We start from the raw sequence: 21452 nt of genomic DNA on the forward strand, positions 1-21452 counted from the left end.
TTTAAATAAAATGACCCTAAAGGTGGACTTGATATGAGATACGGTATTTTTACTTTTTCATTACTTCTCCTTCTTCTTACACACACGGCCCAAGCTGAACTGCAAATTTTTCCTCTTCGTGTGACTCTTTCAGACAAAGAACGAAGCACACAGATTTCCCTCCGTCACAAAGGTCCCAAAGCGGAACGCTATCGCATCACGACGGTATTTTATAAAATGGAAGCTGATGGGGCTATGAAGCTTATAGAAAAGACGACTCCTGATGACCGAGACGGCAGCAAATACTTTCGCTTCTCTCCCCGTCAAGTCACGCTGGAACCACAAATCGAACAAGTCGTGCGCCTGATGGCGCGAGTCCCCGCCGATCTCCCTGAAGGAGAATATCGCTGCCATCTGCATTTTGAAGCCATGAGTGATGCAGAAGACTCGCTGGTCGAAGGAAAAACGAACTCGGGAGCACAAATGATGCTCAAAGCACGCATGGCTATCGCCATCCCTGTTATTATCAAAAAAGGATCGACATCTTTCAAAGTCAGTTTAGATAAATTTAAAATCAATAAAGGTCCCGATGGAAATTATTCCTTCAGTGTGGATATGAAAAAAGAAGGCAATGGCTTTGCCTATGGAAATCTTGAGATTGTTTCAACTGGAGAAAATGGAGCAACCGAATCGTTGGCGACGATTAATGGTATTTCAAGTTACATTGAGCAACGTAGCATCAAAATGCCATTGCAAATAAAGGCTCTTCCCTCTGGAAAAATCAAGATCCTGTTCAAAGATGCAGCCAGTGCCAACGAAGAGATTTTAGCGAGCACGAACTTAACATCACCGTAAGAAATCAGACCCTGGCCCGCTGTTATAAATCAATAAGCATTTCTTTTCTTGTAAGAGAGATTGGCCGAGGATTAGCGTGAAAAGAGTGACATATAACGAGATTCCAGTAAGGAGGAGTTATGTTTTCTCATTCACGTCTTCTTTTGGGCGTTGTTGCTCTGGCGACCGTCATCGGTTGCGCCAGCACACCCCCTAACGTACAACCTATTGCTGCTACGTCAGACCCAACAGTTGAAATTCAAAAAACACAAGAAATGTTGAAGGAGGCCCGGGCGCAACAATATGATGTGCTCTCTCCTAACAACTTCGCTGACGCCGAAAGATCGCTGAATAAAGCCATCAAATATCGCGGTAGCGGCAAAGACAATGAGAAAGTGCTAGAGCAAGTGGCGTACTCACGGGCTTGGATCGCAAAAACGAATGAGGTCGGACAACTCTCACAAAATCTGATGAAAGATGTCACCGATGCTCGTGCGGGTGCAATGCGCGCAGGTGCGAATGAGATTTTCCCAAAAGACTGGAAAAAAGCCGGCAACAAACTTGAAAATATCACAGCTGATATTGAAAAAGGAAATATTCGTGCGGCTGATAAAAAAGGAACTGAAGTCACGCAAACATATCGCGACTTAGAACGCCGAGCTGTTTCGCAAACTTTCTTGGGTCGGGCTGATGAAAACATCAAAGCCGCCGTCAAAGACAAAGCTGACAAACAAGCTCCCCGCACTTATGCCATGGCTATGGGCAAATACGATAACGCCCAAAGAATCATTATCTCAGACCCTCGCAACACGGCAGCCATTCGTCGCGCCGCGGAGGACGCGACTCGGGAGTCTCAGCATCTTCTTGACGTGAATCGTCGCGTGGATGCTGGTAACTCCGAAGAGTTGGTTCTCTTAGCAGAACGCCAGCAAAAACAAATCTCGGGCCTTCGCCGCGAGACCGCAACAACGGCACGTGAGCTTCGCGAAACTGAAAGAACAAATGCGGAACTGGCTCGTCGCCAAACGCTTTTGTCAAAAGCAGAACGTGTTCGTGCTGAATTAAAACCAGGTGAAGCTGATGTTTTCACAGAAGGTGATCGTTTGATGGTTCGCCTCAAAGGTCTGCAATTCCCAACGAACCAAGCAACCCTGGGCCCTAAGAACCAAGCTCTTTTGAGAAAAGTCGGATCTGCGCTGCAAGGTCTTGATGTCTCAAAAGTGAGAGTGGAAGCTCATCCAGATTCCACCGGCAATGCTGAGCGAAATCTTGCTCTTTCACAGAAACGAGCTGAAGCGATAGAAAACTACATCCTTGCCAACAGTTCTTTGTCTAGATCACAAGTCGAAGCCGTCGGAGTGGAGTACAATAAAGACGACGCGAAAAATGGGCGGCAGCAGCGTCGTGTTGATCTCGTGATCGATACGAAGAAAGAATAGGCCAAGGAGGTGCGTATGGCAACGCAATTTCCAAACGGTCCCTCCTGGAGGGACCTTAAAAAAGAACTTATGGAGCGTTGGCATCAGTTGACTGAACACGAACTCGATAGCACCCGAGGAGAAACTGAATCTATTGTAGAGCTCATAGAAAGAAAAGTGGGAATGGCCATTGAAGACGCAAGTGAAAAATATGCGGAGATCGCTTCTCACTATCACCTTTACGATGAGCCCGAAGATAAATCAGTGTTCGACGAAGAAAAAGCAGAAAAAAAGGAAAAAGTTATGGAACTTTCTCCTAAAAAACCTGCTGATGTCGATCCGAAACCTCGAGATAGTTTTCACGGTTAAGTCTTCAGTGATCTTAAAATCTGCTCACCACATCAAAGACCCGCCATCAGTGCGGGTCTCTTTATTTGCGCGAGTCACAGACACAAATGCACAAGGAGTTGAGCTGAGAATCTTCCATTGCTTGCCTTCTTTACGCAAAAGTTCCAAGACGTCAGAAGCGAACTCCCGCTGTCTTACAAAAACCATCAATCCACCGTCTTTAAGCTGGCTAAAAAGCTTGTCAGGAAACTCTCGTGATCCAGCCGTAAAAATCGCTCGATCATAGGGGGAAGCTGCCTCATAGCCTTCAAATCCATCTTGAGATAAGACCTGGACATTCGGGACTTTGAGTTCTTCCAGAATTTTTTTCGCCCGTTCTGCGACCTCGGGTATCACTTCACTTGTGACAACCAATCCGTCTTTACCGACCAGATGAGACATCAATGCCGCATTCCATCCACTGCCCGTTCCCAATTCAAAAATCCGATGACCGGGTTGAATTTCGAGAAGCCTTAAAATCTGCAGAACAAAACTGGGTTGAGAAATTGTTGAGACATACGGATACTTTTCATAAATTAATAGAGGATGATCCGAATAGGCCGCGACCATACTATATTCCGGCACAAAGAGATGCCTTGGATACTTATAGAACGCTTCTTCTATAGCTGGGCTTAGCGGTTGAGATTTTTGAATGATTTTTTTCTGAAGTTTTTTAAGAGCATCCATAGACTTCATTTTCCCACATTTGACCTTCTGCGGGAATTCAGATAGGACTTGTATCATGACACTGACACAACTCGAATACATCCTTGCCGTTCAAGATACTGGAAGTTTCAGCCAAGCTGCCCAAAAGTGCCATGTCACTCAACCCACTTTGAGTATGCAGATTCAAAAGCTTGAAGAAGAATTGGGAGCGACTCTTTTTGATCGGACGAAGCAACCCATTCGCGCCACATCTTTGGGAGAGAAAATCCTGCAACAAGCTCGTGTTGTCGTTCAGAACTCTCAACGAATTACAGAAATTATTGCGGAAGAACAAGGAGAGTTGGTCGGTGAAGTTCGACTGGGTGTTATTCCAACTCTAGCTCCTTATCTTTTGCCTCTGTTCCTCAGTGACTTTTTAAAGAAATTCCCACGTTTGCATCTTTCAATTGAAGAAGTTGAAACCCAACACATGATTGATCGCATTCGTAACAATCACCTCGATCTCGGTATTGCGGTGACACCGATTGTGGATGTTAATATCGCTCGCAAGGTCTTATTTTATGAACCCTTCCTGGCGTATCTTTCTAAAAAGCATCCTTTACTCAATAAAAAAACCATTGATGAGAAAGACCTTTCCAAAGAAGACGTCCTTCTTCTTAACGAGGGTCACTGCTTCCGCGAACAAAGCCTGCTGCTTTGCCAAAATAAAAAGGACCACGACTTTTCAAAGCAGTATTCTTTCCAGAGTGGCAGCCTTGAAACTTTGAAAAAGCTCATCGATCAAGGGGACGGTTTTACTCTCTTACCGTGGCTAGCTTCTCAAAACGTTTTCGATAACAAGCGACTACGGTCTTTTAACAACCCTGTCCCAACCCGAGAAGTGAGTCTACTTCACGGTCCTCATTTCCAACGTAAGACACTGGTACAGGCTCTTATCGAACAGATTCAATCCCATCTACCCTCTGAATTACATACGGAAAAGGGCAAGCACCAGCTGAAGGTCGATAATCCTTTAGGCCATTTCAAATAGCTTTCATCTATTCCAAAACCATACATATAGAAAGTTTCTATATGTATAATAGGAAAAGAAGATTGTTCAATTCTCAAAGAAGAGCCGATTCTTATATCAAGGACGAAGAACAAATTCTCGTCCTACGTAAGGAAGGATTTATGGGCAGTGCACTTTGGGGACTCTTTGCTGGATTGGTAACAGGTCTTTCAACGATGTTGGGAGCTTTGCCGATTCTCGCCAAAGAAAGAAAAAACTGGAACCCCTGGAAAAGTCTCAATCTCGATTTCGCAATCGGGATGATGTTGGCGGCGGCGGCCTTTAATCTAATCACTCCGGCTTACTCAGGTGCCAAAGGCGCAATGGGAGTTTCTCTCGCTCTCGCACTTGGGGTCGCCTCCATTTACAGTCTCAGTCATTTGATTCATATGTTCTCCCCTTCTGAATGGAAGGCTCATCGTCGTGCATGGCTTTTTGTCACGGCGATGATGCTGCATAATCTTCCTGAGGGGCTTGCATCGGGAGCGGCCCTGAGTGCTCAGAACTTGTCAGGTGGTTGGGCAGTCGTTGGTGCCATCGTTTTCCAAAACTTCCCAGAGGGTCTTGCCACAGCAGCGGCTTTTCTATCCATTGGTCTTTCGAAACGCATGGCCTTTGCAGGCGCTTGCTTAACTGGAGTTATGGAAATCATTGGTGGTTCTTTAGGTGGTCTCTTCACCGCGGTCACTGAACAATCATTGCCTTACATCTTGGCCTTCGCCGGAGGCGCCATGATCAGTGTCACTCTGGAAGAAGTCTTTGCCAAACTTAAAGAAACGCAAATGAAGTACCTGCTACAAAAAGAATTTGTCGCAGGCGTTTTGTCAGTTGTCTTGATGAACTGGATGATCTCGTAAAATCTGACAAATTAACTCGCCATCTCAAAACCAATTTTGTCAGTGTTTCGACTTAATTCTTCCACTTTGGAAAGGCTTTTTATCAAATAAGCCCACACCAAAAAATTCCAGAGGAGGAATTATGAAAATGAATCGTGCAATGCTTATGGCTGCGTTTTTAGCAGCTCCGTTGATGACCAAAGCTGCTCCGGCTGTGGAACCAATTTCTAGTGAAGAAAAAGGATTCGTTGCTGTATGGGCTGATACTGTTGAACAGTACGGTCGTGACCACACACGCGCTGAAGAGTGTGAAGGCCTGACACTCGATGAGACACAAAAGACCGCTTTGAAAGATGCAAAATACGCATTCTACAAAGACATGAATATTGCTAAAGCCAATCTTAAAAATGCCATGTTGGATTATACTCATACATTGGCGAGCATGACTTCCACTCGCGATCAAGGACAGGCTTCTGCTGATGCGTTGAAAGCTTCCTTCAATGCGTTGGGCGACATCAAAATGAATTTTGAGCTCAAAGTTTTCTATGACATTTTGAAACCTGAGCAAAGAGAACCTGCAATGAAGTGCTTTATGAAGAAAATGACGGACGATGCAAAAAAGAAATTGCAACGTGCGTGCGACCGCATGAAAAAGCCTAAAAATCCATAGTGTCTTCGAAAGGGCAGCTCACCGTCTGCCCCTTCGTTCCCTTGATGAAAACAAAAGTGATCATTGTCGGAGGCGGAGCTGCGGGATTGGCCTGTGCTCAAGCCCTTCACAACTCAGAAATCGAATACCATCTGTATGAGGCAAGAAATTACCTTGGTGGACGTGCGCATTCTAAAACCCTCAGCTCTGGCCTTCATGTTGAGCTTGGGGCGGAATTCATACACGGAAAACCTCATCCACTTGTCGAAAAAATCTGCACAGCCTCTTCCCTTCCTTTTGTAGATGTGGATGACCATCATCTCTATTTCAACGGCAAAAAACTAGAAGGGCGGCATACGTTTTTTGAACGCATTGAAAAAATCAGCCGTCGCCTGCGCGAAAATCGCAAACACGATCAAAGTGTGTCAGCGTTTATTCAAAAATTGGGAAATCGTTTTTCCGGCGATGAGCGCAAACTGTTTCAATCCTACGTCGAGGGATTTCACGCAGCCGATCCCGAAAAAATGAGTGAACGAGCTCTGGCTGTTTCTGAAAAATCTGAGGCACCGCGACTCACTGGGGTTCGGCAGTTTCGTCTTAGCAAAGGCTATTCGACGCTATTTTCTGAACTCAGTCGCAATCTTCCCCACATACATCTTTCGCATTGTCTCAAAAATATTTCCTGGGATGAAAAAAGCGTGATCTGTCATTTTCAGCAGAAATCGGGACGCATGATTCGTGTGAACGCCGAAGCATTAGTTCTAACAGTTCCACCTTCGATATTAAAGTCGAGAGCGGGCCGCGCCAGCTTTACCATCACACCCGAAATTTCTTCTTTAAATGAGGCTCTCGAAGCCATTGATATGGGAGCCGTTTATCGATTGGCCTTTTTATTTAAGTCACGCTTCTGGGAAGAATTATCAGATAAACCTTTTTCATTTCTGCATGGCGGTCCTCAGGATTATTTTCCAACTTGGTGGGCAGAAACTCCTCTTCATCTTCCTCTGCTTATCGCGTGGCAAGGGGGACCTAAAGCGCAGAAAATGAAATCTTGGTCCGCTCAGAAAAGAAAGTGTACCGCTTTACAAAGTTTGTCCCGATTTACCGAAAAATCCACGTCCTTTTTAGAATCACAGCTGCAAAAAGTGTATTCCCATGACTGGTGTCAGGATCCTTTTAGTTTAGGGGCATATAGTTACGTAAAAGTTCATGAAACTTCTGATTGGAAAAGGTTGCAAAGAGCCTTTGCAAAAAGAATCTTTATTGCAGGTGAAGCAACTGTTGATGGGGCAGACCGAGGGACGGTTGGTGGTGCGATGAAATCAGGGGAACGCGCGGCCAAGCAAATCAAAAGATTGCTGGCACACTAAAGATATTGATCAAACATCTTATCTACATTTTCTGGAGGCAATTGATACGCAATAGCGCCAAGTTCTTTCAGATAAATCTCCAAAATTTGTTGCTCATTCAGCGTTGGAAACTCATTTTTCATATTTTTAAGCAAAATCCCCTCGGCTTGACGAATCATCTTGCCGAAATCGGAATCACGATGTTTTTCGAGATAATAAAGAACCAACAAATAAGGCATGCTTTTGAGGTCTTCTAAAACGCGGCGAAGGCGCTCACGAATCCCCATAGTTTTTGTGCGCTCGATATCAAAGAAGTTCGCAATAATGAACTTATAGGCCTCTTCTAGGACCTTTTCTTTCTCTTTACCGAAGTAATAATAGATCAGAGAACGCGTGATATTTGACTCTCTGGAGATATCAGAAATCGTCCATTGCAAATGGCCCTGCGCCACTTCCATTTTCAGAATCGCATTACACACAGCAAAATAGATTTCTTCCTTCGATTGTGTCGCCATACAGGCAGTTTGACAACAATCCGTCGAAAGTGTCAACGGAAGGGCGCGTTTTAGACAAAAACTCCAATTTCCTGTCAACTCGAATGAGAGACATCTGGAGACCGCTCGCATAAATTTCCTTCATCAATGAAAAGGAGTTTCTATGTTTGCCGTAAATACAGTGATTCGTTCGCTAGGTAATAAATACCTTCAAACATACTCAAGCTTTATGACGATCAAGAGGACGGATCTTCTTGAAAAGCAAGAGGCCAATTTTCAGTCGCTTAAACGCGGCCTCATGGGCACACGCCTCTACAAAGACCTCCGTTTATCGCACATTCACACATATGAGGAATTCGTCGCACACGTTCCTGTACTCGGTTACGATGACTACGCGCCTTATGTAGATATGGTGGTTGCGGGCCACAAAAACATTCTCTTTAAAGACAAAGCCAGTGATTTTGGGTTGTCGTCTGGAACTTCAGGGAAAGACAGCAAACGCGTTCCCTATAATGAACGCATGATCAAAATGTTCTTAAAATCTCAAAAACGCGTGGCAAGTCGCTTGAGCGTTCTTGAACCTGATTTAAATCTTTTGAAAGCAGGCCGCTTAACATTTGGTTCGGACCCTTATCTTTACACTCACAATGGTTACAAGTTCGGTTACATCTCGGGAATCTTAAGTACACGCGTTCCAAAAACACTTGTGCAAAACACCTATCCTTCAAGTGCAGTCCTTGCGATTTCGAATTGGGACAAAAAAATTGAAATGTTGATCGAAGAAGCTTTGAATCAAGATATCCAAGTTGTAAGTGGCATTCCTACTTATATCATCAGTATCTTTGAAGCGGTTTTGGCGAAGACAGGGCGTAAATCGATCCGTGAAATTTGGCCAAACCTCAGCGTCTTTGTTTACGCTGCAACTCCGATTAAACAATACAAAGATCGTATCGATCGTTTGGTTGGACATGAATTAAATTATTATGGCCTTTACGCTGCAACGGAAGCGGCTATTGGCCTTCCTTATTCCAAATACGAAAATGGTCGCCAACAGTATTTCTTAAATCCAGATCTTCTTTACTCTTTCACAGAAGTTGACGGGAAAAAGAAAAATCTGGGTTTACACGAAATCGAGATGAACCGTCCTTACTTCTTGAATATCGGGACTCCAAACGGTTTTGCCCACTATTCCATGAAAGACGTTGTTCAATTCACTGAAATCAACGGTGATTTAGTGTTTGAGTTCGTGGGCCGTAAAAGCACAGGAATGAATCTGGCCGCCGAAAAAGTCAGCGATGACGAGATCCTTGACTGCTATCTCAGAACCAAAAATTCATCCAACCTGGATTTGCGCCACTTCTTCTTGTCTCCAACAATGGAGGGAGGGAAAGCCGCTTACCACTGGACACTCTTCTCTCCGTCTCACACTCAAGCGGACGCTGCCGCACTGGCCACTATTCTCGATGAAGACATGCAAGCGATCAATGCTGACTACAGGGATTGTCGCGAAGTGGGTGTTTTAGGTCCGGCGCGCGTACGTGTGATCAGTGCTGATTACTTGCAAAAATATTTTGAGCAAAATCGCACCAAAGGTCAGTTCAAAATGAAAACGACTTTTGAAACAGCTGAAGAATATATTCGCTTTATGGCTGCCAATATCGAAGAACCTGCTGGAGCTTTGCAATGATTCTTTCCTTGATCGTCATTGGACTCCTGTCATCTTTTGCCCTGGGCCCCGCAAGCTTTAGCATTATCCGCCAACTTCTGGCGGATAAAAAATGGCCGTGGGCAGAGATCAGCGGTTTTTTGATGGGCGATATTATTTATATCGCTATGTCTCTTCTCCTTTTACAAAGTCCCTTCATTCAGAATTCCAAACTTAAAGTCGCGCTCACACTCTTAACCAGTGCGACTCTTACGATTTTTTCTTTGCATTTGCTCTGGAAACGTAAAAGAGCAAACCCCGAGGGCTCTTCCCCGAAAGGATTTTGGGGAAGCCTTTTTTTGACGCTGGGAAATTTTCATTTGGTTCTGATTTACACGGGGCTTTTCGCAAGTCTTTTAAAAGGTAATACTTTGCAGTTGGTTTTCGGCGCCAGTCTGTATGCGCTTTCCTTCTGCGGGGGCTTTATCCTTTTGCTCAACATTCTTAAATTCTTCCAAGGCGCACTTCAAAAAATTCTGCGCCAGCTTGAAGTCGTCGTGAGCTTTGGTTTTATTTGCTTTTCATTTTATTTATCATGGGGAACTTTATGAGAAAGTTATTACTTCTAGGCGCCATCTTGCTATCCGCTTCTTTCGCATCTGCTGACTGTATTTTGCAGAAAGAAAAAGACGGACAAAAACTCTTTAAGTGCCAAGCACCCGGACTGCAAAAGTCGGTGTTCGTTCTAGATTTAAAAGGTGATTTTGCTTCCACAGCTTATTACCACGGATACTTCCTGCGTCCTGAAATTGAAACAGGTGTTCTAAAAGGAGTGATGGTTCGGGCAGAACGCGCCTTTTCGCAACTTGATAAAAAAGAACGCTCACGTATTGAGTTGATTAAAAAATGTGTTCTCGACAATTACAAATACTCTGTTTCAAATGACTTCAAAAAAGGTCTTAAAAACTTGCACCGCGGTCTCCGCGATGCTGGCAGTAAAATTGCTTGGGAAGAGTTTGAAAACGCCAACTACATGGTTGAGTTTTCGATCTTTGCTGATTCTATGCAAAGACAATTGGCTGAAGACCCGGGCAAAGCAAAAATGAAAGTTTTTGCTTCGTGTGCTCCTTATTTTGTCGGATCTGCACTCCTAAGCCCGTTTAAAAAATTAGCCGAGGGCTTACGCAGTATTAAAATGGGTTGCACCGGGATTAGTGCTTCAGCGGCTTCTTCGTCTGAAGGCGCACTGGTGCATGGTCGTAACTTTGACAGTGGTTTGATTGGTTTTTATGAACCCAACCAAGTTATTGTTATCAATCGTCAGAAAAATGGCACGGTTTCTACTGGGCTGGCATCAGCAGGTCTGCACTATGCTGGTGGTATCAGTGGATTTAACAACCATGGCCTTGCTGTGAGCTTGCATGAGCTTCAGACGGAAGGAACGCAAATCCGCCATGAGCCAGGTAGTTCTGATATAGCCCCTTACCTTTTGCATTCCGTGTTGATGCAAGCGACTTCAATTGATGAAGCCATTCGTATTTTAAAACACCGCAAAGGTTTCGGTGCTTGGACATTCTTTATTTCAGATGCTCGTCACGACGAAACAGCTTCTGTTGAGCTGAGTGGCGATCAAGTTCACGTGGCTCGCCAGGCCGCCCATAAGTACTTGGCTCAAAGCAACCATTTTATTCATCCAAAAACTTCGGCGGAAGGTTACGAATACAGTTTGAACAAAACTCTTGAGACGCGTGCTCGCTTAGCGCATGTAACACGCACTTTGGGTGAAGACTTCGGTCATATCAATCCTCAATGGGTGATCAATCGTCTGACCGGCCATACGGATGAACTTGTTGGCATGAGAAGTTTTGGTCGTACAACAACGAAACTCTACACATCAGCAACTCACGTGATGATTCCGGCTCGCCAAGAATGGTGGATGAGCACGGGTGACATTTACCCGACCAATCGTTCTCATTTTGTTGGTTATCGTCTGACCAATGGCCCCGTACCAGTGGAAATCATTGGTGTAACAAAAGCCGCAGAACAACCAGGTCTTGAAAACTGGTATGATTCGATGAAGTACTATGTGCTCGCGTATAAAGCCAACGAAGAGGACCACACGACACTGAATGGCCTTGATCGTACTTTGGCTTTGCTTGAACAAGGGATGGCGACAGCAAAACTTGATAATGTATACGAGTATCCTTACCACTTTATGTGGGCGCGTTTAAAAGTGGCCCGTGCTGCACTAGCGCTTGAGAAAGGACAAAAAGAGCTGGCGTTCGTTGATTTGGAAGATGCTCGTCACAAGTTCGTCGAAATCGAAGCCCAACCAACAATTACGCTACATGAATACGAGCGCTTCCAATTGGCGATGTGGAAATTCCGCGCCGAGAATTTGTTACCTTCTGAGCGTCGTGATTTTGCCGTTTTGAAACAATCACACGCACAAGCCCAAGGTCTGCTTGAAAGTTTGATTCAACAGTATCCTCGCCAATCGGAGCTTAAGGATTTGCGCAGAAGCTTGAGTCAGAGCAGTCAGCTTTCAATTGTGAGAGATGCTGAAATTCGCTTGGGAACGGTTGAGTAACCGTTCCTTTCTTCTCGCTCTGAGACAAAAGTCGACTCCTCCACAATCTCTCCATAATTCTCTACAACAATGGATCAAGATGTTTAATTCTTACCCATGGTAGACTCAATTATGGCTTATATATTCCTGCTCGAAGACGATCCTATAATAGGTAAAGCTGTCCAACTCCAGATGGAGTTGGAAGGTCACAAGGTCGTCTGGTTCCAATGCATCTCGGACGCGGAAAAATCAGAGAGTCTCCCTCAACAAGTGGATTTGTTTTTATTAGATGTTAATCTCCCCGACGGCAGCGGTTTTGAGTTCTGTGAGTGGTTGCGCGGCAATGACGTCAATAGTCCCGTCATTTTTCTTACCGCTCGCAGTGACGAAGACAGCGTGGTCAACGGATTTGAGTCCGGCGCGAATGACTATATGAGGAAGCCCTTTAGTCCCCGCGAACTTATAATGCGAATAAAAAATCAGCTCACAGAGAAAAAGGCTTCGCTTGAGATTTTACGTTTTGGCGGGTTAAGTCTTATTATCAATCAACAGATTCTAAAAAATGGCGATCAAATGATACCATTAAATCGCAGAGAGTTAGAAATCTTGTCAGCCTTTTTCGAACATCCCGAAGTTATTATCAGTCGTGATCAATTGATCAATCGCTTAAGTTCAGGTGAAGAAATCTTTGACCGTACGGTGGATTCTCACATCAGCCATATTCGTTCAAAGCTTTTGAAAAATGGAATCGCCAACGTACGCATCAATTCTGTCTATGGACAAGGTTATCGCATGGAAAAGGCGTCTGCATGATCACCCGAACGTTGTTTCGAAAAAATTATTTTATTTTTGCGAGCATCGTCCTGATTTTTATTTTCATTGGTGCGACGGCTGCTTGGATTATTCTGACAGCGCAACGTCGCCAATTTGAAATGGGCCCTGCCCAATTTGTGCATAAACTTTTTGTCAGTATGGATTCTGATCCGTATGTCGCCTTAGATAAAATCCGTCAGAATATGCCTGGTGGAATTGCGTTTGATCTGGTTTTACCGGATGGAACGAGTGCAACAACTCATAAGAAATTGATTGATGCTGATTTCATTTCAAAGAATCAAGAAGCTCTTGACGAAGAAGGTGCCGTCGCTTTGCGGAAAGGTTCTTTTGAAGGCGGACCACCGTCATTTATTACCAAAACTCAAAAGCCAGGCCTCTATCTTTTGCATCAACCGAACTTCAAACCCGGAATGCGCGGAATGATGCCGCCGCCTCCTCCGTTTATGCATCCTGGCGGCCCCGGAGGACCTGGCGGTCCTGGTGGCCATCAGATGATGGGACCTCCTCCAATGGGAATGCGTCCTCCTCCTCCGCCAAAAGGTTTTTGGAGTTTTCCAGTTATCACATTGGTTTCAATCACAGCCTGTGTTTTGATTTCTTTGGGAATTGCGCTGTTCTATCAGTTCTCTAAATACCGCGCACAGGCCGAAGAAGCATTTTCAGTTCTCGCAAAATTGCGTGAAGGTGATCTGTCAGCGCGTATGCCGATTAAGAAACACAATGAGCTGAATTCACTGATTCAGGCATTTAATTTGATGGCTGATGACGTTGAGGGTCTTGTCGATAATCTTCGTAAGGCCGATCAGGCTCGTCGCAATCTTTTGCAAGATTTGGCGCATGACCTTCGCACTCCCCTGACTTCACTCCGTACATTTCTTGAAGCTTTGAAAAAGGGAGACAGCCGCATCAGTCCTGAAAAACGTCAGGAAGTGTTGTCGCTTTGTTTTTCAGAAGTCGAATATTTTGGAAACTTGGTTGAAGATTTATTGTTCCTTGCTCAAATCACCGAGCCTAAGTATTCAAAAGGAACGGAGCGCTTTAACTTTACTGAATACGTTCAGGATCAAATCAATATTTTTAAGCAACGCAATCCCCACCTTCAATTTCAGTTTGAAAACAACGGCGCTGAAAATGCTTATGTTACAGGATCGTCGCAACTGATTGATCGAGCTTTGCGCAATGCTTTTGATAATTCGTCTTCATTCGCAAAAGCGCGCATTGATGTTCGTCTGCGCATTGAGGGTCATACACTTCATTTGGATATCGACGATGACGGCCCTGGCTTCTCTGAAAAAGCTCTTAAAGAGTTTGGTCACAAAAAGGCCAGTCGGATGCTTATGGGGACTAACGATCATCAGCGTATCTCTGTGGGCATTGGTTCTGTGATCATGCGTGAAATTCTAAATCTGCACGGTGGAAACCTCTCTGCGGAAAACCGTCTGCAAGGTCAAAGCGTCCTCGGAAGTCGCGTCTCGTTTTCGCTCCCAATTTCCTAAATCCACAATCCTTCAATAATTGCCCGCTACGCTTAAAGTCACAAAGGCGGGTATATGATTCAAACAAAATATGTGGCACTTCTTTTCGTATTGTCCCCTCTCTGGGCTTGGGCGCAAGGGATGCAATGGGGTAGCGGACAATGGGGTGGCATGCAAGCCTGCCCGTATCAACAGCGCATGGGTGATGGCGCCACCAGCGAGAATGATGAACTGCAAGAGTTGCTTGCTGAGATCAACGAAATCAAATCGCAAATTAAAATCAAAAAATCAGAAGTCAAAAACTTGGATCGCAAATCTCAACGTTCCCGCCAGGATGTTGAAGAAAGCCTATCAGCCGACTATTCAAGTTTTATTCTTACACATATCGAGAACAACACTCGTTGCAGTGAATATCAAGGCATGACTGCAAATCCTGCCATTCAAGGTAGCCAAGGTGAAGAGTCTATTGATGGTGCGCAAGACAACATGCTACCCGTGCAAGGTTTTACGAACGCTGATTGGGCGAAATATTGTGATCGCAGCAAGCCCGGTTCTGTGAATGCTTCGATTTGTTCGAACGCCGCTTTTTTAGGTAGTGATCATCGCAAAGACTCCATGAAATGTAAAAAAGCTCTGACTGATTATCGCAAGCAGTATACAGACGCTCAAAGAATGCAGAATGAAATCGAGTCGCTGCAAAGATCGTTGGAAGATCGTAAGCAAGATCTTGCCGATCTCAAGCGCGACATCCGCCAAGACCAACGCGAAGGCGGAACGCAAGCCGAATACTGTGAGGAATGTCAGCGGAGAGGTTCTGGGTACTCTTATCAAAAGCCACAAACCGATTGGGGTGGTGTTATTTCCAACGTTGGAACTGGCTTGCTGGCAACCTATATGGGTTATAAATCCAATCAAATGGTGGCGGAACAAAACGCAGATCTAGGCTACCCGACCCAAAACTACCCTGCTTGGGGTTACGGTTTGCCTTACTTGCAAGCGGGAATTTACGGTGCCCTCGGTGGATCCACAGGCCAAGGCAGTTTCGGTTGCGGTGGCGGTAACAACATGATGGCTGGCGGAGCTTTCGGCTATCCGATGAACATGATGGGCAGTCCTATGGGCGGCGGCATGTTTTTATCAGGCATGACTCCGTGGGGAATGAATGGTTACGGCGGGACGAACGGCATGGCGGGAATGATGGGCAATATGGGTATGATGTCGGGTATGATGATGAACGGTGGCCTTGGAATGATGGGTGGTATGGGACTCATGAGCAATTATGGGATGATGAGTAACTACGGCATGATGATGAATGGCGGCCTTGGAATGATGACGGGAATGGATACTTCATCGATGCAATTGCAACAACAAATGCTGCAAATGCAGATGCAGTACTATCAAAACTATTCACAACAACAAATGGCGAAGTACCAAACAATGAGTTCATTGCAAACCGAACTCTACAGTCTGATGAATCGAATCCAACAAGTTCAATACAGCTCGAACTACTCCGGCATGGGAATCGGATCCAGCTATTACAACAACTACAACAACACCTATGGTGCGATCCCCGCCCCAAGCTCGAGTTCATACTACAGCAACGGAGTTCTCGTCGCTCCCAGTTCAAGTTATTATAACTACAACTCCTCAACTGGAGTGATCCCCGCACCAAGCACAACCGGTACAACTTACAGCCGATAAACTTCATTGAACTAAAAAACACAGCGACCGTCTCCCAATAGACGGTCGCCTTCGCGCTACGCACTACTTTCTAAAAATTCCAAAAGTCTCTATTGCTGGACGCGAATTATGGGCTCGACAAAGTAACTGCAAATTCACAAGTTCGTTACTTCCGCCGAGAGCAACTGGACGAATATGATCTTCTTCTAAAGCAAACGTAGAATCACATCGTTTTTGAGTATTTCTATCGACATGCTCACAACAAGCCTCCGCTCTTCGCCACAATTGCTTTCTAATAGAAGATCGAATGGGATGCCTTAATGGGGCACCTTGTTTTCTCTTCCCGCTTTTTTCTTGGCCCCCTTCTACCTTTGGCGCCAAAGGTAGTGGTGCGTTATTGTTGGCTTTGATCTGCAAACCCAATTTCTTCTTTTTATGTGCAACGGCCTTTTCCAATAGAAATATGAGAACCGAGTTGTTCGACATGTCAGCAAGTTCGTGAGCGTAGAAGTTTTTAAACTCTTGAAGAAGATCTTGTTGTTCAGCCCCAAGTAATGTTTCAAATCGCTGATAAGAAATTTCACTCAACTCGCCAGTATGGCTATTGTTCTCTGAAGTCACCAAAGTAAGCTCTTGCTCAGTCATTCTAAACTTCTCAGCCAATAATAAAGGTTGATGAGACTTTTTGACCAATTCTCTTTCAACCTCACGAGTTGACTTATTCTCAAGACTTGCAATCAGCTCAAGCTTATCAGACTTATCTAGTGAACAATTTGCGGCTTTCTCGGCACGAACAAAACTTTGAATCTTAGACAAATTGGTCAAATTCAAATCACCATCTTGGATCTGCTGTTCAATCTCCGGCAGTTCCGTCAGAAGGCGCGCAGATGCTATGCGACGTTGCGCCTGTCCCTCGGAGTATTTAAGATGCTGAATACAATACTTATGCATTGAGGAATACTCGCGAGAAATATAAAGCCGACGAACCTCTATCTCACGAAGATGGCGAAGAATCACGATCGTGATTTCACGCTCGCGCTTAACCAAATAGTCGGTTTGTTCCAAAAGCAAAGCATCAGCAATTCCTTTAACATTCAAATTGATTTTCATCTCAATTCCTCCCAGAGAGGTTCTATCATAAGTTTTTAGAATCAAAATCTTGGATCTATTTAGCTCGCAGCTGATTTATATTTTAATATTCGAGGTCGATCGTGCTTTTCTTAAATTTATTGAATACGGAAGGTTTTAGATTCAAATAAGACTCATTGGGATGGTTTCATCATGGACTAAAATCGCCGAAAAGATTTCACCAAAAATAGTGTCAAACGAATTTTCTTAGACCGCAAAATTGTAATATCAATAACGCACTATTACCTTCGGCGCCGACGATCGAATGAAAAATTAGTTTTGGAAATCTATCTAAGAAGTTTTGAATTCATTCTCTCGGAAGTTTCGTTTGAGTCATCCCACACCAATCAAGCACACACACAAACGAAGAACACGGATCGAGAAATTCAAAGCACTAAACTGTCGAACAGAATCAAAAGCATCCATTCTTACGGTACCCGCATCACAAATCCGCAATCATCCGTGCTCATTTCTATCCCTCTGGAAGCCCTTGGAATTAGAGGAATTTCCAGAATAACGGCGAACTCTTAGACGGAAAAACTTCTCAGCTACCGAAGGGTCTCAGAATGACTCGCGCTATTTGCAGAAGGGCTGAGGCGCTTGCTGCGTGTATTCGATTAGAGGATAATGGAACTGTAGATCTTTATGACAATCTCTTGTTAGGACACTAGTTAAGACAACTGTAGGACACGGAAGGTTTTCAAGATGGCACGCTTAGATGACAAAAATATATTCCTAATCGTCAGTGGTGATAAGACGCGCATCGCGAGATGCACGGATGCTCTTACAAGAAATTTCAAAAATACTTCTGTTTTTCATGGCACGGATTGGTTTGATGCCAAATACAAAATAGATAACGTTCACCCGAAAGTTATCTTAGTTGACGAATATTTACCCAAGAGCTCAGGCTTTGACATTGTTCAAAAGATTCTCAAAGAAAGAAATAACAACGACATCTTTATAGTCGTTATGTCTTATGTCGCGGATCACGATCTCTTCGCCGCTGAAGTGGCTTCCGGTAGACTTCATTATTTGACGGAGCCGGATCGCGAACAAGCTGTCGTCGAAGTGATTTCGAAAATCATTGCACCTAAAAAACAAACAGAACAACAACCGCAATTTCAATTGCGCCATTTAAACCCGGGCGATGTGCTTTTCCGTGAAGGTGAAAGTACGGAACATGCTTACATTGTTAAAAACGGACGACTGCAAGCTTTCTCCGAAAGTCTTGAAGGTGGCCGCGTGACACTGGGTGAAATTTCGGCTGGAGAATTTGTGGGTGAAATGGGTCACTTCAATCACGAAGTGCGCTCGGCAACAGTAGAAGCTGTGACGGATGTGGACCTGATTGAAATTCCGCATGCTTCTTTAGACAACGTGATCTTCTCACGTCCGTCGTGGGCCAAAGCATTGGTGAAAACGTTAGCGCAACGATTAAAAAGAGCGAACAAAGCCCTCACCGGTTAAAAACGATTTCAAACTCACCACTCTGTTAAAATTTCCTGAGTTCGGATCCGAACAAGGCAGACGCTTGCAATTGCCGTAAACTCTCTCTACATTCCCGCCACTATGAAAACCATACTTGTCGTCTTCGGTACTCGTCCTGAAACTATTAAGATTGCTCCGTTGATTTTAAAGGCAAAAGCTGACAAACGCTTCAATTTCCTAGTTTGCTCAACGGGTCAGCACCGCGAGATGATCAAACCTTTGTTCGATTTCTTTGGGATCAAGCCTGATTTTGACTTGGACCTTATGAAGCCCGGGCAAACGCTTGTCGACATCTCTATGGGCGTAATGAAGGGCCTTAACGAAATCCTCGCACAACACAAAGTCGACGGTGTGATCGTACAAGGCGATACAACAAGCTGCTTTATCGCGAGCATGGTTTCGTTCTATCACCGCATTCCCGTGATTCATGTGGAGGCCGGGCTTCGTTCTGGCGACATCGAGTCACCGTTTCCAGAAGAGTTCAACCGCTTGGCAACAGGCCTTGTCGCAAAACTGCACTTCGCTCCGACGGAAGGAGCAAAAAACAATTTGTTACGCGAACACTACTCTGCCGACTCTGTATTCGTGACCGGCAATACCGGTATCGACGCCCTTTTCGAAGTGAAAAAGAAGCTGGCTGAAACACCTGATTTGGCAAGATCCTTCCAAAAGCAGTTTTCATTCTTAAATCCCGATAAAAAATTAGTTCTTTCTACAGTTCACCGCCGCGAATCTTTCGGTGGGCCAATGGAAGAAGTCATGAAGGGTCTTGTGGCCCTTTCTGAGCGTGAAGATCTTGAGATTCTTATTCCCCTTCATATGAATCCACAGGTTCGCAAATCCGCTGAAAAGATTTTTGGCAACCAAGCAACTTGGGTGCAAAACGCAGCCAATGCCCCGGCAGGAAATAAAATCTGGCTTTGTGAACCAGTTGATTACGTACCATTTGTGTATTTGATGGACCGTGCGCACTTGATCGTAACTGATTCTGGTGGCGTGCAGGAAGAAGCTCCTTCATTAGCAAAACCAATTCTGGTCGCACGTGAAAAAACAGAACGTCCTGAAGCCATTGCGGCAGGTACTTCCAAGTTAATTCCGTTAGAAGAAAAAGCCTTCTTAAAAACAGTATTAGAAGTTCTCGACACAAAAGAGATCTACAATCAAATGTCTCAAGCCAAAAATCCATTCGGCGACGGCAAAGCCGCCGAACGAATTTTGGACATCATGGCAGAAAAACTATAGGCAAACGAAGTCAGTGGAGCAAGTCCCCTGAACTCACTTCTTGGGCCTCACGAATCTCGTCGTCCGTGGCGTCGCGAACTTCGGTGGCTTCGATTTCAAAGACCAAGTCTTGTCCTGCTAAGGGATGATTTCCATCAAGTGTGATTTGATCTCCATAGATGCGACTCACGCGATAGAGCTGAGCCTTTTCACCCTGTACAGAATAGAAAACCTTTTCTCCTACTTTCAATTTTTCGGCCCCGCGGAGATCGTGTCCTGATAGCTCAAGGACTTTACTCACGTCATAAAAGCCATAGGCTTCACCCGCACTGAGAACAATTTTTCGCTTCTCACCCTTGGTGAGGTTCTGCAGTCCTTTGGATAAAGCCTGGAGTTGTTCTTGTGGCGTAGGAGCCGATGTCAGCACATCCTTGTTGAAGGTTGAGCTGATCACTTTACCTAATTTGTTTTTCAGTACACAATGGAAGGAAACTACTTGCACGTTTATCATGGCATTTCCTTTTGTTGGCGAACAATTGATGTTTAAAACCAGGTACAAAAACACGAGTTCTAATAATCTAAAAGGTCTTGCTGATTCATTTTAAGTCACTGGAACGTATCAAAATAACGACTATCATCGGTCACGAACGGACACTGAAGGTACATCTTTATAATACCTACGAATGTCCTTAATTGCCAATTTAAAATTAGGAGACTAGTTCATGATCTATAAGAAGCAAAAGACGTGCTTTATAGATAAGAGACACTTGTCAGAGGGCACGATAGGAAAAGGAATGAACTCGTACCTGCGCGTCCTCAGCGTAAAGTCCCAAGGCACCGGCATGATCATAAAGGCCCTCTGAGGCCGTTTCCTTTTCATTATAATCTAAGACTAATTGATTCCCACGATAGACTCGAAAGTGCGCGCCGTTTTTCACATAGGTGAAGCGCTGGCGCTTATTGAGTATCAAAGTCTTGGTATTATCAGTTTTTAAAAACTGCTGGCCAACCTGTTCAAAAGCTCTTCCCAGCTCCGCACCCGCTTGAGGTTTTAACAAGAAATAATTGGCTTCTTTGGCGTGGGGGGTTTTCGCACGGTAGTTTCCAAAAAACCAAAAGACTTCCCATTCATTGGGTTTATCCGCGCGCAATTGTCGTGTCGTCGTAACGTCAATACTGACGACATAGTTTTTCAAAGGAAATTGCATTGAAGGTTTTAGTAAAACCAAAGCCGCAAAAGTTTCATCAGAACGATTGGGGGTTTGAGGTTGAATCAGTAAATCACCGCTGCCATCAAAGTTGAAAAGCACTTTTCCACCACCGTCGTACTCCACTTTCCAAAAAGTCGGAGTGAGTGGGACCATCTGATTTTCCTGTGTTGAAAAAGCCACTTTTTCCATAGGATCCCTATGAGCACACGCCGTAAGTAAGCTGAAAATAAATAGACAAACAAAGTACTTCATCTCTCGCTGCATTCTCTCCTAAATTATTTACTCACACAATAAGAGGACGGCGAACAGATCATAAAATCAAATACTTCCAAAACTCACATCTTATTGGTTCGTAAATTTGCACTGGCCCTGAAAACCGCTCCCAGTGCGGTCAATGGCGTACAAATGTTAGGACAGTCGAACACCTCCCATCGCAAACAATCAAATTATCGCGTTGCATATTGTGAGAAGCAGCCATATATAACCAGCCGCTTTTGGTTAAAAACAATTTTTGTGCGTTTCTAGGTGTCTAATTAAAACT

At 44.5% G+C, this 21452-nt stretch carries 20 protein-coding genes; 15 read left to right on the forward strand and 5 right to left on the reverse strand.

The features are described from left to right. Window positions 1-33 precede the first annotated feature (33 nt). From ACLWOR_RS00965 to ACLWOR_RS00975, 3 genes are all read left to right on the forward strand, one after another. On the forward strand, window positions 34-834 hold the full coding sequence (locus ACLWOR_RS00965; RefSeq protein WP_413938789.1) for a hypothetical protein: 801 nt from the start codon (window positions 34-36) through the stop codon (window positions 832-834). Window positions 835-953: 119 nt separating this feature from the next. Next, a complete protein-coding gene (locus ACLWOR_RS00970; protein ID WP_413938790.1) occupies window positions 954-2252 on the forward strand; it encodes an OmpA family protein in 1299 nt (432 codons plus the stop codon). 15 nt (window positions 2253-2267) lie between these two features. Next, on the forward strand, window positions 2268-2600 hold the full coding sequence (locus tag ACLWOR_RS00975; RefSeq protein ID WP_413938791.1) for a transcriptional regulator: 333 nt from the start codon (window positions 2268-2270) through the stop codon (window positions 2598-2600). Window positions 2601-2624: 24 nt separating this feature from the next. Here ACLWOR_RS00975 and ACLWOR_RS00980 read toward each other — a convergent pair whose 3' ends face one another. After that, the gene (locus ACLWOR_RS00980; RefSeq protein WP_413938792.1) at window positions 2625-3314 is read right to left on the reverse strand and encodes a protein-L-isoaspartate O-methyltransferase family protein; all 690 of its coding nucleotides are present in this window, start codon (window positions 3312-3314) and stop codon (window positions 2625-2627) included. A 46-nt stretch (window positions 3315-3360) separates the two neighbouring features. Here ACLWOR_RS00980 and ACLWOR_RS00985 point away from each other — a divergent pair, with 46 nt between their 5' ends. The 4 genes from ACLWOR_RS00985 to ACLWOR_RS01000 all read left to right on the forward strand — a co-directional run bounded on the left by ACLWOR_RS00985 (window position 3361) and on the right by ACLWOR_RS01000 (window position 7187). Further along, window positions 3361-4314: a hydrogen peroxide-inducible genes activator gene (locus tag ACLWOR_RS00985; RefSeq protein ID WP_413938793.1), complete on the forward strand. Its 954-nt coding sequence runs from the start codon at window positions 3361-3363 to the stop codon at window positions 4312-4314. 140 nt (window positions 4315-4454) lie between these two features. Further along, on the forward strand, window positions 4455-5189 hold the full coding sequence (locus ACLWOR_RS00990; protein ID WP_413938794.1) for a ZIP family metal transporter: 735 nt from the start codon (window positions 4455-4457) through the stop codon (window positions 5187-5189). Between the two features lie 121 nt (window positions 5190-5310). Then, window positions 5311-5838, forward strand: a complete 528-nt coding sequence (locus ACLWOR_RS00995) for a hypothetical protein (RefSeq protein ID WP_413938795.1) — start codon at window positions 5311-5313, stop codon at window positions 5836-5838. Window positions 5839-5882: 44 nt separating this feature from the next. Further along, window positions 5883-7187 (forward strand): flavin monoamine oxidase family protein, encoded by a 1305-nt coding sequence (locus tag ACLWOR_RS01000; RefSeq protein ID WP_413938796.1) that lies wholly within the window; start codon window positions 5883-5885, stop codon window positions 7185-7187. Here the strand turns inward: ACLWOR_RS01000 and ACLWOR_RS01005 are convergent. Then, entirely contained in the window at window positions 7184-7681 is a 498-nt protein-coding gene (locus tag ACLWOR_RS01005) for a TetR/AcrR family transcriptional regulator (RefSeq protein ID WP_413938797.1), read from the reverse strand. The two genes, ACLWOR_RS01000 and ACLWOR_RS01005, sit on opposite strands and share 4 nt — an antisense overlap. A gap of 142 nt (window positions 7682-7823) precedes the next feature. Here ACLWOR_RS01005 and ACLWOR_RS01010 point away from each other — a divergent pair, with 142 nt between their 5' ends. From ACLWOR_RS01010 to ACLWOR_RS01035, 6 genes are all read left to right on the forward strand, one after another. Then, complete coding sequence (locus ACLWOR_RS01010; RefSeq protein WP_413938798.1) at window positions 7824-9347, forward strand: GH3 auxin-responsive promoter family protein; 1524 nt, start codon at window positions 7824-7826, stop codon at window positions 9345-9347. Beyond that, window positions 9344-9916, forward strand: a complete 573-nt coding sequence (locus ACLWOR_RS01015; protein WP_413938799.1) for a hypothetical protein — start codon at window positions 9344-9346, stop codon at window positions 9914-9916. Before ACLWOR_RS01010 ends, ACLWOR_RS01015 begins: the two co-directional genes overlap by 4 nt. Next, complete coding sequence (locus tag ACLWOR_RS01020) at window positions 9913-11895, forward strand: C45 family autoproteolytic acyltransferase/hydolase (protein WP_413938800.1); 1983 nt, start codon at window positions 9913-9915, stop codon at window positions 11893-11895. The genes ACLWOR_RS01015 and ACLWOR_RS01020 overlap by 4 nt, the downstream gene beginning before the upstream one ends. Before the next feature lie 111 nt (window positions 11896-12006). Continuing rightward, the gene (locus ACLWOR_RS01025; RefSeq protein WP_413938801.1) at window positions 12007-12687 is read left to right on the forward strand and encodes a response regulator transcription factor; all 681 of its coding nucleotides are present in this window, start codon (window positions 12007-12009) and stop codon (window positions 12685-12687) included. Next, on the forward strand, window positions 12684-14204 hold the full coding sequence (locus ACLWOR_RS01030; protein ID WP_413938802.1) for a histidine kinase dimerization/phospho-acceptor domain-containing protein: 1521 nt from the start codon (window positions 12684-12686) through the stop codon (window positions 14202-14204). The genes ACLWOR_RS01025 and ACLWOR_RS01030 overlap by 4 nt, the downstream gene beginning before the upstream one ends. Window positions 14205-14258: 54 nt before the next feature. Beyond that, the gene (locus tag ACLWOR_RS01035) at window positions 14259-15884 is read left to right on the forward strand and encodes a hypothetical protein (RefSeq protein ID WP_413938803.1); all 1626 of its coding nucleotides are present in this window, start codon (window positions 14259-14261) and stop codon (window positions 15882-15884) included. Window positions 15885-15947: 63 nt separating this feature from the next. Here the strand turns inward: ACLWOR_RS01035 and ACLWOR_RS01040 are convergent, their stop codons facing one another. Next, entirely contained in the window at window positions 15948-16973 is a 1026-nt protein-coding gene (locus tag ACLWOR_RS01040) for an HNH endonuclease (protein WP_413938804.1), read from the reverse strand. A gap of 723 nt (window positions 16974-17696) precedes the next feature. On the opposite strand from ACLWOR_RS01040, the gene ACLWOR_RS01045 reads away from it, so the two are divergent. Together ACLWOR_RS01045 and wecB are read left to right on the forward strand one after the other, a co-directional pair. Next, the gene (locus tag ACLWOR_RS01045) at window positions 17697-18458 is read left to right on the forward strand and encodes a cyclic nucleotide-binding domain-containing protein (protein ID WP_413938805.1); all 762 of its coding nucleotides are present in this window, start codon (window positions 17697-17699) and stop codon (window positions 18456-18458) included. A gap of 102 nt (window positions 18459-18560) precedes the next feature. Beyond that, on the forward strand, window positions 18561-19721 hold the full coding sequence (wecB, locus tag ACLWOR_RS01050; protein WP_413938806.1) for a non-hydrolyzing UDP-N-acetylglucosamine 2-epimerase: 1161 nt from the start codon (window positions 18561-18563) through the stop codon (window positions 19719-19721). A 10-nt stretch (window positions 19722-19731) separates the two neighbouring features. Here the strand turns inward: wecB and ACLWOR_RS01055 are convergent, their stop codons facing one another. Continuing rightward, window positions 19732-20211: an FKBP-type peptidyl-prolyl cis-trans isomerase gene (locus ACLWOR_RS01055; protein WP_413938807.1), complete on the reverse strand. Its 480-nt coding sequence runs from the start codon at window positions 20209-20211 to the stop codon at window positions 19732-19734. A 259-nt stretch (window positions 20212-20470) separates the two neighbouring features. Beyond that, complete coding sequence (locus tag ACLWOR_RS01060) at window positions 20471-21064, reverse strand: hypothetical protein (RefSeq protein ID WP_413938808.1); 594 nt, start codon at window positions 21062-21064, stop codon at window positions 20471-20473. Window positions 21065-21452: the final 388 nt, after the last annotated feature.

Origin of the sequence: Bdellovibrio sp. HCB2-146, from assembly GCF_047345725.1 — a bacterium.
Classification (GTDB): Bacteria; Bdellovibrionota; Bdellovibrionia; order Bdellovibrionales; family Bdellovibrionaceae; genus Bdellovibrio.

Coding starts and splice junctions, on each gene's coding strand:
- ACLWOR_RS01010 (WP_413938798.1), top strand. CDS start 7,824: ATGTTTGCCGTAAATACAGTGATTCGTTCGCTAGGTAATAAATACCTT.
- ACLWOR_RS01035 (WP_413938803.1), top strand. CDS start 14,259: ATGATTCAAACAAAATATGTGGCACTTCTTTTCGTATTGTCCCCTCTC.
- ACLWOR_RS00985 (WP_413938793.1), top strand. CDS start 3,361: ATGACACTGACACAACTCGAATACATCCTTGCCGTTCAAGATACTGGA.
- ACLWOR_RS01040 (WP_413938804.1), bottom strand. CDS start 16,973: ATGAAAATCAATTTGAATGTTAAAGGAATTGCTGATGCTTTGCTTTTG.
- ACLWOR_RS01060 (WP_413938808.1), bottom strand. CDS start 21,064: ATGGTCCCACTCACTCCGACTTTTTGGAAAGTGGAGTACGACGGTGGT.
- ACLWOR_RS01055 (WP_413938807.1), bottom strand. CDS start 20,211: ATGATAAACGTGCAAGTAGTTTCCTTCCATTGTGTACTGAAAAACAAA.
- ACLWOR_RS00995 (WP_413938795.1), top strand. CDS start 5,311: ATGAAAATGAATCGTGCAATGCTTATGGCTGCGTTTTTAGCAGCTCCG.
- ACLWOR_RS00975 (WP_413938791.1), top strand. CDS start 2,268: ATGGCAACGCAATTTCCAAACGGTCCCTCCTGGAGGGACCTTAAAAAA.
- ACLWOR_RS00970 (WP_413938790.1), top strand. CDS start 954: ATGTTTTCTCATTCACGTCTTCTTTTGGGCGTTGTTGCTCTGGCGACC.
- ACLWOR_RS01000 (WP_413938796.1), top strand. CDS start 5,883: ATGAAAACAAAAGTGATCATTGTCGGAGGCGGAGCTGCGGGATTGGCC.
- ACLWOR_RS01005 (WP_413938797.1), bottom strand. CDS start 7,681: ATGGCGACACAATCGAAGGAAGAAATCTATTTTGCTGTGTGTAATGCG.
- wecB (WP_413938806.1), top strand. CDS start 18,561: ATGAAAACCATACTTGTCGTCTTCGGTACTCGTCCTGAAACTATTAAG.
- ACLWOR_RS01020 (WP_413938800.1), top strand. CDS start 9,913: ATGAGAAAGTTATTACTTCTAGGCGCCATCTTGCTATCCGCTTCTTTC.
- ACLWOR_RS01045 (WP_413938805.1), top strand. CDS start 17,697: ATGGCACGCTTAGATGACAAAAATATATTCCTAATCGTCAGTGGTGAT.
- ACLWOR_RS01025 (WP_413938801.1), top strand. CDS start 12,007: ATGGCTTATATATTCCTGCTCGAAGACGATCCTATAATAGGTAAAGCT.
- ACLWOR_RS01030 (WP_413938802.1), top strand. CDS start 12,684: ATGATCACCCGAACGTTGTTTCGAAAAAATTATTTTATTTTTGCGAGC.
- ACLWOR_RS00990 (WP_413938794.1), top strand. CDS start 4,455: ATGGGCAGTGCACTTTGGGGACTCTTTGCTGGATTGGTAACAGGTCTT.
- ACLWOR_RS00980 (WP_413938792.1), bottom strand. CDS start 3,314: ATGAAGTCTATGGATGCTCTTAAAAAACTTCAGAAAAAAATCATTCAA.
- ACLWOR_RS01015 (WP_413938799.1), top strand. CDS start 9,344: ATGATTCTTTCCTTGATCGTCATTGGACTCCTGTCATCTTTTGCCCTG.
- ACLWOR_RS00965 (WP_413938789.1), top strand. CDS start 34: ATGAGATACGGTATTTTTACTTTTTCATTACTTCTCCTTCTTCTTACA.